Genomic DNA, 12,435 nt, shown 5'->3' on the forward strand with positions numbered 1-12,435 from the left:
ATTGTCTGATAAATTGTTAAAGAGCAGTGCCGCTACGTTTTCGCTGCGGCGCGGGGTGTGCATATTACGCTTTCCCGCTTCAGAGTCAAGCGTTTATTTTGCTTTTCTCTGCTGACCCGGCGGCGTGTGTGCCGTTGTTCCGTGTCAGTGGAGGCGCATTATAGGGAGTTCTTCTGAAGTGACAAGCACTAAATACAAAAAACTTTTCGTTCGCTCACTTTTCAAACTCAACGCTTATTTAACCCGCGAATCGTCCGTTAAACGTGCAATTTCACGGGCAAAACTGGCCACTTGATCCCAGTCGGTATAAACCACTTCTTTACGCGTATCCGTTTCCCCGCCCGTCATCTTCATGATCAGGCGGATCATAAAGCGGTCATACCAGCGGTAACGCGGATAACGCAGCGCGCCCGCAAAGACAGAACAGATATCGGGCTGCCATGGCGAGCTCAGCAAAAACTTGCGCGTATAGCTGTTAGTCTGCGGTGTACGCTTCTCTGCTTTACGGGCAACCAGGTTGACCGAGTAAAACGCGCCGGGCAGCTTAGCGAGCTCCGCCGTATGCTTTTTCACAAAGCGATCCAGCGCCGGATGGAAATGACCGTAACGAATTGAAGCGCCAATGACCACACGGTCGTAATCCTGCCAGGCAAGCTGTTCAGTGCGATTCAGGTTCACCACATCAGAATAAATGCCCAGCTCTTTGAGTTCAGAAGCCAGATATGAAGCAATCTCACGCGTTTGCCCATCACGCGTTGAGAAAAGAATTAACGTTTTCACCAATGTCTCCTTACTCACGCCAGAATGTTGGGGTAAACAGCACCAGCAGCGTAAAGACCTCAAGACGACCAAACAGCATATTGGCGATTAAGATCCACTTTGCCACCGGGTTCATACTGGCGAAATTATCCGCCACGACACCCAGCCCCGGCCCCAGGTTGTTTAACGTTGCCACCACAGAGGCGAAGGCAGAGAAATCATCCACGCCCGTGGCGATAATCGCCAGCATACTGACAATAAAGACCAGCGCATAAGCGGAGAAGAATCCCCACACCGCTTCGAGGATACGCTCCGGCAGTGCACGATTGCCCAGCTTGATGCTGTAAACCGCATTCGGGTGGACGAGACGTTTAAGTTCACGGTTCCCCTGCTTGAACAGCAGCAGAATACGGATCACCTTCAGGCCGCCGCCCGTCGACCCGGCACAGCCGCCGATAAACGCAGAGCACAACAGCAGCACCGGCAGGAACAGCGGCCAACGCGCAATACTGTCCGTGGTGAAACCGGCGGTTGTCGCCATCGATACCACCTGGAAGAAGGCCTGGTTCAGGGTCGTGACCGCCGAGTTATAGACATCGTGGAACCACAGTACCAGGGTACAGATGATCACCAGGGTCAACTGGACGCCAATAAACATCCGGAATTCCGGGTCGCGCCAGTACACCTTCAGGCTCCGGCCGCTAAGCAACGAGAAGTGTAGACCGTAGTTACAGCCTGAGATCAGCAAAAAGATGGCAATGATGGTATTGATCGTCGGGCTGTCGAAGTACCCAACGCTGGCATCGTGGGTGGAGAACCCGCCGATAGCGATAGTGGCAAAGCTGTGCCCGATGGCATCAAACGCAGGCATCCCGGCAAACCACAGCGCCAGCGCGCAGGCCACCGTCAGCAGGACATAAATAAGCCAAAGGGTTTTCGCCGTCTCCGCAATACGCGGGCGCATCTTGTTATCTTTCAACGGGCCGGGCATTTCAGCCCGGTAAAGCTGCATCCCCCCGACGCCCAGAATCGGCAGGATAGCCACCGCCAGCACGATGATCCCCATACCGCCGAACCACTGGAGCATCTGCCGGTAAAAGAGAATTGCATGCGGGAGTGAATCCAGCCCCACAAGCGTGGTGGCCCCGGTGGTCGTTAATCCGGAGAACGATTCAAAAAACGCATCCGTGACGGTGAGATTCGGTTGTTCAGAGAAGATAAACGGCAGCGCACCCACGCTTCCCAGTACCGTCCAGAACAGGACCACGATCAGAAAACCCTCCCGGGATTTCAGTTCACCTTTCTCACGGCGGTTTGGCCACCACAGCAGGGAGCCAATCGTCAGCGCGACAAAAAAGGTTTGCGTAAATGCACGCCCCGCGCCGTCCCGGTAGATGAGCGCCACCAGTCCGGGAATGATCATTGTCCCGGAGAAAAGTATGACCAGCAATCCAACGATTCGGGTAATGGCACGAAAATGCATCTCTGCCGCTTCCTTAGGTATTCAAAATTGTGAGGTGGGGATTATTCTTCAATCGGCAGTAATTGCAATGAACCGCGACTAAAATCAGCGAGTTTTGCTGAAAAAGCAGCCAGTTCCGCCTGAGGAAGCGCCACGCGTAATTGCACCATTGCCTGATAATCACTGTGTGCGATGACGCCGTTAAACTGTTTAAGCAGTGCTTCGATACCCGATAGCTGGGCGTAATCGCATAACAAAGTATATTCCGTAAGTGGCGTTTTGCGGGTTGTTATCAGCAGATTAAGCGCCTGCTGGACACCCCCTCCGTAGGCTTTCACCAGCCCTCCGGTGCCTAACAAAATGCCCCCGTAGTAGCGGACCACGACGGCGGTGATTTCACCCACGCCGCTGCCCATCAACTGGGATAGCATCGGTTTTCCGGCCGTACCCGCCGGTTCACCGTCGTCAGAAAACCCGAGCTGCTGTGAGTCGTCTGGCGGCCCTGCGACCCACGCCACACAGTGATGGCGGGCATCGGGGTGCTGCGCGCGGACGGACTCGACGAACGCCTTCGCCGCCTCCACGCCGTCAGTATGCGCCAACAGCGTGATAAAGCGGCTTTTCTTGATTTCCTCAACAAAGGTGACCGGCTCGGCCGGTATCAGCCAGCTTTCCATCAGGCCAGCTTCAGATCTCGCGTCATGTTCTCGATGCTGTTCTCGTGAATAACCACGTTATCTTCGATACGAATGCCGCCATACGGCTTCAGCGCTTCAATTTTCTCCCAGTTGAAGTGCTTGCTGAACTGCCCTTCGCGCCACGGCGCCAGCAGGGATTCAATAAAGTAGATACCCGGCTCGATGGTCAATACCATACGCGGCGCCAGAACGCGGGTGCAGCGCAGATAAGGATATTTAGACGGTGCCGCCAGGTGCGTACCGGTATCATCCTGCATAAAGCCCGCGACGTCATGAACCTGTAAACCCAGCGGGTGGCCGATACCGTGCGGCATAAATGGCCCGGTCAAATCGTTCTCAACCATCGCCTCTTCGCTCATGTCTTTGACAATCTGATGCTTACGCAGCAGTTTAGCGATGCGCTGATGGAACTGGATGTGATAATCCACATAGCTGGTTCCGGCCTTCATGGTGCCAATCAGCGCCAGCTGTTCATCGTTCACGTCTTTGATCAATTGCGCAAAATCAGTATCCGCATTCGCCGCCCAGGTACGGGTCAGGTCTGCCGCATAGCCATTGTACTCAGCCCCCGCGTCCAGCAGGAAGCTGCGCATCTCAGCCGGAACCTGATGATCCAGTTTGGTGTAGTGCAGAACCGAGGCATGTTCATTCAGCGCCACGATGTTGCTGTACGGCACGTCGGTATCGCGGTGGCCGGTCGCCGTCAGGTAGGCCTGATTGATATCGAACTCGCTCATACCGGACTGGAACGCTTCGTGCGCCGCACGGTGGCCATTCACCGCCGTTTTTTGCGCTTCACGCATGCAGTAAAGTTCGTAGTCGGTCTTGTAGGCGCGATAGTAGTGCAGATAATCCAGCACGCCTTTCGGGTTGAGTTTATCTGCCGGAATATCCAGACCCAGCGCACGCTCAGGAACCGGACCAATGTAGCCGATGTTCCCACGCGCCGCTGGCAACTGGCTGCCAATGCCGTCTGCTTTTGGCAGCGCAATCACGTCAATTTCTTCGGTCCAGAATGAGGTCGGCAGCGGCTCCACGTTGTGCCAGTAATCGACCGGCAGGTAGAACCACAGTTTCGGCTTGTTCACGCCATCCACCAGCAGCCAGCAATTTGGAACCTGCGTGACAGGCACCCAGGCTTTAAACTGCGGGTTAACCTTGAAGGGATAAGCGTGGTCATCAAGAAAAGTATTCATCAGCTCGCCGGAGTGGATCAGCAGGGCATCCAGCTTGAAGCGGGCCAGTACATCGCGGGTACGTTCCTGTAGGGTAACGATATGATTTTTATAAAGCGAAGCCAGTGAGTCCATCATTCTTCCTTTCGTTTTTTTGACCTCAAGTCATCGCATCTTAGCACACCTCACTCCGGCTGCGTGATTTCCACCGACCGTGATCAGCGCAGCAATTTCTTAATGACTAATTTGCATTTTATTAACATAAATTCCACACTCCGTTTCATCTGGTATGACCAGATCCAATTGCTGGATTCAGGAGACCGACATGCTCTACAAAGGCGACACCCTGTACGTAGACTGGCTGGAAGATGGCATTGCCGAACTGGTGTTCGATGCCCCCGGCTCAGTGAACAAGCTTGATACCGCGACGGTGGCCAGTCTTGGCCAGGCGCTGGATGTACTTGAAAAGCAATCAGATTTGAAAGGGCTGCTGCTGCGCTCCAACAAAGCGGCCTTTATCGTTGGCGCGGATATCACCGAATTCCTGTCGCTGTTCCTGGTGCCCGAAGAACAGCTGAGCCAGTGGCTGCACTTTGCGAACAGCGTCTTTAATCGTCTGGAAGATCTGCCTGTCCCGACCCTTTCTGCCGTTAACGGTTACGCGCTGGGCGGCGGCTGCGAATGCGTGTTAGCCACTGATTACCGTCTGGCGACCCCAGACCTGCGCATCGGCCTGCCGGAAACCAAACTGGGCATTATGCCGGGCTTTGGTGGCTCGGTGCGTATGCCGCGCATGCTGGGCGCCGACAGCGCGCTGGAGATCATTGCCGCGGGTAAAGACGTCGGCGCAGAACAGGCGCAGAAAATTGGCCTGGTCGACGGCGTTGTAAAACCTGAGAAGCTTGTTGAAGGCGCACTCGCCATTCTGCGTCAGGCCATTAACGGCGACCTCGACTGGAAAGCCAAACGTCAGCCGAAGCTGGAGCCGTTGAAGCTCAGCAAAATTGAAGCCACCATGAGCTTCACCATCGCCAAAGGCATGGTGATGCAGACGGCGGGTAAACACTACCCGGCGCCGATCACGGCGGTGAAAACCATTGAAGCGGCAGCCCGTCTGGGCCGTGATGACGCTCTGAAGCTTGAAAACCAGAGCTTTGTCCCGCTGGCGCACACCAACGAAGCCCGCGCGCTGGTTGGTATCTTCCTTAACGATCAGTTCGTGAAAGGCAAAGCCAAACAACTCACCAAAAACGTTGAAACGCCAAAACACGCGGCGGTACTCGGCGCGGGCATTATGGGGGGCGGCATCGCCTATCAGTCTGCCTGGAAAGGCGTGCCGGTGGTGATGAAGGACATCAACGAGAAATCCCTGACGCTGGGCATGACCGAAGCGGCCAAGCTGCTGAATAAACAGCTTGAGCGCGGCAAAATTGATGGTCTGAAGCTTGCAGGTGTGATCTCCACCATCCAGCCAGTGCTGGAATACAGCGGTTTCGACCGTGTGGACGTGGTGGTTGAAGCGGTCGTCGAGAACCCGAAAGTGAAAAAAGCGGTGCTGGCCGAAACCGAAGACAAGGTGCGTCCGGAAACCGTGCTGGCCTCTAACACCTCCACCATTCCTATCAGCGAACTGGCGAGCGTGCTGAAGCGTCCGGAAAACTTCTGCGGGATGCACTTCTTTAACCCGGTGCATCGCATGCCGCTGGTCGAAGTGATTCGTGGGGAAAAAACCTCCGACGAAACCATCGCCAAAGTGGTGGCGTGGGCGAGCAAGATGGGCAAAACGCCAATCGTCGTTAACGACTGCCCGGGCTTCTTCGTTAACCGCGTGCTGTTCCCGTACTTCGCCGGTTTCAGCCAGCTGCTGCGCGACGGCGCAGACTTCCGCAAAATCGACAAAGTGATGGAAAAACAGTTCGGCTGGCCGATGGGCCCGGCGTACCTGCTGGACGTTGTCGGCATCGACACTGCCCATCACGCGCAGGCGGTGATGGCGGCGGGCTTCCCGCAGCGCATGCAGAAAGATTATCGCGACGCCATTGACGCCCTGTTCGACGCCAACCGCTTTGGGCAGAAAAACGGTCTGGGCTTCTGGCGCTATAAAGAAGACAGCAAAGGCAAACCGAAGAAAGAAGAAGATCCGGCGGTGGATGGCCTGCTGGCCGACGTCAGTCAGCCAAAACGCGACTTCACTGACGATGAGATCATCGCCCGGATGATGATCCCGATGATCAACGAAGTAGTGCGCTGCCTCGAAGAAGGCATTATCGCCAGCCCGGCAGAAGCGGATATGGCGCTGGTGTACGGCCTCGGCTTCCCTCCGTTCCACGGCGGCGCGTTCCGCTGGCTGGATACGCTCGGCAGCGCCCGCTATCTCGATATGGCTCAGCAGTACCAGCACCTCGGCCCGCTTTATGAGGTGCCGGAAGGTCTGCGTAACAAAGCGCGCCATAACGAACCCTACTACCCAGCAGTTGAGCCAGCCCGTCCGGTTGGCGCGCTGAAAACGGCTTAAGGAGTCACAATGGAAAAGGTTGTCATTGTTGATGCGATTCGCACCCCGATGGGCCGTTCAAAAGGCGGTGCATTCCGTAACGTGCGTGCGGAAGATCTCTCCGCGCACCTGATGCGTAGCCTGCTGGCGCGTAATCCGGCGCTGGACCCTGCTTCGCTGGACGATATTTACTGGGGCTGCGTCCAGCAGACGCTGGAGCAGGGTTTCAACATCGCCCGTAACGCGTCTCTGCTGGCGGAGATCCCGCATTCGGTTCCGGCGGTCACCGTCAACCGTCTTTGCGGTTCGTCGATGCAGGCGCTGCACGACGCGGCACGGATGATCATGACCGGCGATGCGCAGGCCTGTCTGGTGGGCGGCGTGGAGCACATGGGCCACGTGCCGATGAGCCACGGGGTCGATTTCCATCCGGGCATGAGCCGCAACGTGGCGAAAGCCGCCGGTATGATGGGCCTGACCGCCGAGATGCTCTCCCGTCTGCACGGCATCAGCCGTGAAATGCAGGATGCCTTTGCCGCGCGCTCGCATGCCCGCGCCTGGGCCGCCACGCAGTCTGGTGCCTTTAAGAATGAGATCATCCCAACCGGCGGTCACGACGCAGACGGCGTACTGAAGCAGTTCAGCTACGACGAAGTTATCCGTCCTGAAACCACTGTTGAAGCGCTTTCTACCCTGCGTCCGGCGTTTGATCCGGTCACCGGCACGGTAACGGCGGGCACCTCGTCTGCCCTGTCCGACGGTGCCGCCGCCATGTTAGTGATGAGCGAAAGCCGCGCCCGCGAATTAGGCCTGACGCCACGCGCCCGCGTGCGTTCGATGGCAGTCGTGGGCTGCGATCCTTCCATCATGGGTTACGGTCCGGTCCCGGCGTCAAAACTGGCGCTGAAAAAAGCGGGGCTGAGCGCAAGTGATATCGACCTCTTTGAGATGAACGAAGCGTTCGCCGCGCAGATCCTGCCGTGCATTAAAGATCTGGGGCTGATGGATCAGATCGACGAGAAGATTAACCTCAATGGCGGCGCGATAGCCCTCGGTCACCCGCTGGGCTGCTCCGGGGCGCGTATCAGCACCACGCTGATCAACCTGATGGAACGCAAAGATGCCCAGTTCGGACTGGCGACGATGTGTATCGGGTTGGGTCAGGGGATCGCGACGGTGTTTGAGAGAGTGTAAATGTAAATAAGGAAAAGTATCTTAAAACCAATGACGTCAGAACAAGGCGGCAAGCGAGCGAATCCCGATGAGCTTACATTAGTAAGTGATTCGGGTGAACGAGCGCAGCCAACGCAGTTATGGCGCCATTGGCGAAGAGAGACAGTTTAGTTGCCGTTCTTCCCGCCTGTCAGGGGCGGGTTTTTTACATTATTGCAGCAGCGAAATATCCGCCACGCGCAGGAACAGCTCACGCAGTTTCTCAAGCATCGAGAGACGGTTAATACGCAGCTCTTTATCTTCCACGTTCACCATCACCTTCTCGAAGAAGGCATCAATGACGTCACGTAGCTCCGCCAGCTCCACCAGCGCTTCCTGGTAGCGACCTTCCGCGAAATACGGCTCCAGCTTGTCGCGCAGCACCACAACCTGCATCGCCAGAGAAATCTCTTCCGGCTCTTTCAGGGTTGCAGCGTTTACGCGTTCGTTCAGCGTCTCGTCGGATTTCGCGAGGATGTTGGATACACGCTTGTTGGCCGCGGCCAGCGCAGACGCCGCTTCCAGCGTACGGAAGTGGGATACCGCTTTCATACGCGCATCGAAATCTGCCGGACGGGTCGGACGACGCGCCAGCACCGCCTGAATGGTATCAACGGAGTAACCTTCGTCCTGATACCACGCGCGGAAACGACCGAGCATAAAGTCGATAACATCATCCACAACCTTCGCGTTGGTCAGCTTATCGCCGTACAGACGGACCGCTTCTTCGGTCAGCGTTTGCAGATCGAGATTGAGGTTCTTCTCTACGATGATGCGCAGCACGCCCAGCGCAGCACGACGCAGCGCAAACGGGTCTTTGTCGCCTTTCGGATGCTGACCGATACCGAAGATACCCGCCAGGGTGTCCATCTTATCGGCAATCGCCACGGCGCAGGCAACCGGGTTAGACGGCAGATCGTCACCGGCAAAGCGCGGCTGATATTGCTCGTTCAGGGCCACAGCCACGTCTTCCGCTTCGCCGTCATGACGCGCGTAGTGCATGCCCATCACGCCCTGGGTGTCGGTAAATTCGAACACCATGTTGGTCATCAGGTCGCACTTGGAGAGCAGGCCCGCGCGGGTAGCGTGGTTAACGTCGGCACCAATTTCACGGGCAATCCAGCCGGACAGCTCCGCGATACGGTCAGTCTTGTCGCGCAGCGTACCCAGCTGCTGCTGGAAGAGTACGGTTTGCAGACGCGGCAGGTTATCTTCCAGACGTTTTTTACGGTCGGTGTTGAAGAAGAACTCGGCGTCCGCCAGACGTGGACGCACCACTTTCTCGTTACCGGAGATAATCTGGCTCGGATCTTTCGATTCGATGTTCGCGACGAAGATGAAGTTTGGCAGCAGCTGGCCGTCGTTGGCGTAAACCGGGAAGTACTTTTGGTCACCCTTCATGGTGTACACCAGCGCTTCAGCCGGAACGGCCAGGAATTTCTCTTCGAATTTCGCGGTCAGCACAACCGGCCATTCGACCAGAGAGGTCACTTCTTCCAGCAGGATATCGCTCAGATCGGCATTACCGCCAATTTTGCGCGCCGCTTCTTCGGCGTCAGCTTTGATTTTGGCTTTACGCTGTTCGTAGTCAGCAATGACCTTACCGCGCTCCAGCAGGATCTGCGGGTACTGATCAGCATTGTCGATGGTGAACTCCGGCTCGCCCATAAAGCGGTGGCCGCGGATCACGCGATCGGACGCCACGCCCAGAATGGTCGCCGGAATAACGGTATCGCCCAGCAGCAGGGTCACGGTGTGAACCGGACGCACAAAGTGAACGTCAGACGCGCCCCAGCGCATCAGCTTAGGAATCGGCAGCTTAGCCAGCGAGGTCGCAATCATATCTGGCAGCAGCGCTTCCGCGCTTTCGCCTTTCACATGGGCACGATACAGCAGCCATTCACCTTTGTCGGTGGTCAGACGTTCGGCCTGATCGACGGTGATACCGCAGCCGCGCGCCCAGCCTTCAGCCGCTTTGCTCGGCTTGCCTTCCGCGTCGAACGCCTGGGCAATGGCCGGGCCACGTTTTTCAACTTCGCGATCCGGCTGGGACGCCGCCAGGTTTGCCACTTTCAGCGCCAGACGACGCGGCGCAGCAAACCACTCAATTTTACCGTGCGCCAGGCCAGCGTTATCCAGCTCAGCAGTGACGTTCGCAGCGAAAGATTCAGCCAGGCTGCGCAGGGCTTTTGGTGGCAGCTCTTCAGTGCCGATTTCCACCAGGAAAGTTTTCTCAGACATGGCCGCCTCTTATTTGTTTCGGTTGCACATCGGGAAGCCAAGGGCTTCACGGGACGCGTAGTAAGCTTCAGCAACGGCTTTGGTCAGGGTACGAATACGCAGAATGTAGCGCTGACGTTCAGTCACGGAGATCGCTTTGCGGGCATCCAGCAGGTTGAAGCTGTGGGCAGCCTTCAGAATACGCTCGTAGGCAGGCAGAGGCAGCGGAGTCTCCAGCGCCAGCAGCTGCTGGGCTTCTTTCTCGTACTGCTCGAAGCAGGTGAACAGGAAGTCCACGTCCGCGTATTCGAAGTTATAGGTGGATTGCTCCACTTCGTTCTGATGGAACACGTCGCCATAGGTGGTTTTACCCAGCGGGCCGTCGCTCCAGACCAGGTCGTAAACGCTGTCTACGCCCTGAATGTACATGGCCAGACGTTCCAGACCATAGGTGATTTCGCCGGTGATCGGTTTACATTCCAGACCGCCAACCTGCTGGAAGTAGGTGAACTGGGTCACTTCCATGCCGTTCAGCCACACTTCCCAACCCAGACCCCAGGCACCCAGCGTTGGGTTTTCCCAGTTATCTTCCACGAAACGAATGTCGTGAATGGTCGGATCCATACCCAGCTCTTTCAGTGACCCGAGGTACAGTTCCTGAATATTGTCAGGTGATGGCTTAATCACCACCTGGAACTGATAGTAGTGCTGCAAACGGTTCGGGTTTTCGCCGTAACGGCCATCGGTCGGACGACGGGATGGCTGAACATAGGCGGTCGCCATTGGCTCTGGCCCTAACGCGCGCAGGCTGGTCATCGGGTGTGAGGTGCCTGCGCCAACTTCCATGTCCAAAGGTTGAACAATGGTGCAGCCCTGACGAGCCCAGTAATCCTGTAAGGTCAGGATCAGGCCCTGGAAGGTCTTGGTATCAAACTTTTGCATAGTATTTCGTGCTGGATACGTGTGGTTTTAAATGGAAGGGATCAGTATACCCGCTGGCTGCAAGATATACAGTACGAAACGGGGTTGTTTAGGGAAAATTGGGGAATAAGCCCTACAGCCAGAACTTGCGAAGGCTCTGGTTGCTGCTTATACGAGCAATTTAGCGCATTGAGAGATGTAAAAACTGGCCGTCTGCATCAAAAGAGCAGACAAAGCCCTCTTTACGCGCCGTATAGCCTTTCAGTTCATAGCTGCCCTGAAAGCGCTCGAAGCCGTTAATATGAATTTTCTGTGCTTCGGAATTATAACGGTGAGCCGCCTGATCCCTGCACAGCTGTTCCATATTCAGGGAACGCTCCGGGCTCATTTTCCCCTGCTGCGCTTTTTGGACTGGAGCCTCCTGAGAAGCACTGCACCCTGCTAATAAAAGCAGCAGAAAGAGTGACGCCCCACGCTTCATCATCATTTTTATTACCGCCCTGGTCAGTGGCTGTTATTTTTAGTAGCAACACGTTTATAGATTAATGTTCAACATTCTGCGAATCTCGCCAGCTCCCGACAAGACAGCCTGGTTAAACTCAGAATTTTCCAAGGGAAAAGTTTTACGCAATCGCAGTCACACTTTCTTTATCAGGAATACAGAGGAACTGATGCAGTCAAAAATTAACTGGATTGATAACCTGCGGGGAATAGCCTGTCTGATGGTGGTGATGATCCACACTACGACCTGGTATGTCACGAACGCGCACAGTATCAGCCCTGTTAACTGGGATGTCGCCAATATTCTGAACTCAGCCTCACGCGTGAGCGTCCCGCTGTTCTTTATGATTTCCGGTTTTCTCTTTTTTGGCGAGCGTAGCGCGCAGCCGAGACATTTCATCCGTATTGTCTCCTGTTTGCTGTTTTACAGCGCCATTTCGCTGCTCTATATCATCCTGTTCACTTCAATTAATGCTGAACGTTCCCTGCTCAATTTGTTGCAAAAACCAGTGTTCTATCATCTGTGGTTTTTCTTCGCGATAATGGTTATCTATCTGGTTTCGCCGTTAATTCAGGTAAAAAACGTTAGCGGTAAAATGCTGCTGGCCTTGATGGTAATAATCGGGATCGTGGCAAACCCGAATACCGTCTCACAGAAAATTGATGGCTTTGAATGGCTGCCCGTTAACCTCTATATCAACGGCGATACGTTTTATTACGTGCTGTACGGCATGCTGGGGCGCGCCATCGGCATGATGGAGACGCAAAAGAGAGGAATAAACTGGCTTTGCGCGGCAGCATTTATCGCCGGTGTGTTTATTATCTCTCGAGGGACGCTGCACGAGCTGCAATGGCGCGGAAACTTTGCCGATACCTGGTATCTCTACTGCGGGCCGATGGTCTTTATCTGCGCGGTTTCGCTGCTGACCCTGGTTAAAAACACCCTGAATGCCCGCCCGCTTCCGGTGCTGGGGTTTATCTCTCGCCACTCGC

At 55.6% G+C, this 12,435-nt stretch carries 10 protein-coding genes; 3 read left to right on the top strand and 7 right to left on the bottom strand.

All coding sequences use genetic code 11. The features are described from left to right. Positions 1-234: 234 nt before the first annotated feature. Genes hemG through pepQ form a run of 4 tightly spaced genes read right to left on the bottom strand, consistent with a single transcriptional unit; the run spans position 235 to position 4,229 of the window. A complete protein-coding gene (hemG, locus tag HP459_RS15830) occupies positions 235-780 on the bottom strand; it encodes a menaquinone-dependent protoporphyrinogen IX dehydrogenase (RefSeq protein WP_023298846.1) in 546 nt (181 codons plus the stop codon). A 10-nt stretch (positions 781-790) separates the two neighbouring features. Next, the gene (gene trkH, locus HP459_RS15835; protein WP_022649737.1) at positions 791-2,242 is read right to left on the bottom strand and encodes a Trk system potassium transporter TrkH; all 1,452 of its coding nucleotides are present in this window, start codon (positions 2,240-2,242) and stop codon (positions 791-793) included. 41 nt (positions 2,243-2,283) lie between these two features. Then, entirely contained in the window at positions 2,284-2,898 is a 615-nt protein-coding gene (locus HP459_RS15840) for an IMPACT family protein (protein WP_015572737.1), read from the bottom strand. Then, positions 2,898-4,229, bottom strand: coding sequence for a Xaa-Pro dipeptidase (gene pepQ, locus HP459_RS15845; protein WP_017382602.1), 1,332 nt, complete (start codon positions 4,227-4,229; stop codon positions 2,898-2,900). Before pepQ ends, HP459_RS15840 begins: the two co-directional genes overlap by 1 nt. 190 nt (positions 4,230-4,419) lie before the next feature. Between pepQ and fadB the strand changes: the two genes are divergently transcribed. After that, the gene (gene fadB, locus HP459_RS15850; protein WP_022649739.1) at positions 4,420-6,609 is read left to right on the top strand and encodes a fatty acid oxidation complex subunit alpha FadB; all 2,190 of its coding nucleotides are present in this window, start codon (positions 4,420-4,422) and stop codon (positions 6,607-6,609) included. A gap of 9 nt (positions 6,610-6,618) precedes the next feature. After that, on the top strand, positions 6,619-7,782 hold the full coding sequence (gene fadA, locus HP459_RS15855) for an acetyl-CoA C-acyltransferase FadA (protein ID WP_126504125.1): 1,164 nt from the start codon (positions 6,619-6,621) through the stop codon (positions 7,780-7,782). Positions 7,783-7,971: 189 nt separating this feature from the next. On the opposite strand, the gene glyS is transcribed toward fadA, so the two are convergent. The 3 genes from glyS to HP459_RS15870 form a co-directional block, all read right to left on the bottom strand. Further along, the gene (gene glyS / locus HP459_RS15860) at positions 7,972-10,041 is read right to left on the bottom strand and encodes a glycine--tRNA ligase subunit beta (RefSeq protein ID WP_126504123.1); all 2,070 of its coding nucleotides are present in this window, start codon (positions 10,039-10,041) and stop codon (positions 7,972-7,974) included. A gap of 9 nt (positions 10,042-10,050) precedes the next feature. Further along, on the bottom strand, positions 10,051-10,962 hold the full coding sequence (glyQ, locus tag HP459_RS15865) for a glycine--tRNA ligase subunit alpha (protein WP_003860141.1): 912 nt from the start codon (positions 10,960-10,962) through the stop codon (positions 10,051-10,053). 160 nt (positions 10,963-11,122) lie between these two features. Next, positions 11,123-11,428 carry a YsaB family lipoprotein gene (locus HP459_RS15870; protein WP_022649742.1) on the bottom strand — a complete coding sequence of 102 codons (306 nt, stop codon included), beginning with the start codon at positions 11,426-11,428 and terminating at the stop codon, positions 11,123-11,125. A gap of 184 nt (positions 11,429-11,612) precedes the next feature. Here HP459_RS15870 and HP459_RS15875 point away from each other — a divergent pair. Further along, positions 11,613-12,435 (top strand): acyltransferase (locus HP459_RS15875; RefSeq protein ID WP_171936456.1); only part of this gene is annotated, 823 nt, incomplete at its 3' end.

It is taken from the genome of Enterobacter sp. CM29, from assembly GCF_013179605.1.
In the GTDB taxonomy this organism is placed as follows: Bacteria; Pseudomonadota; Gammaproteobacteria; order Enterobacterales; family Enterobacteriaceae; genus Enterobacter; species Enterobacter intestinihominis.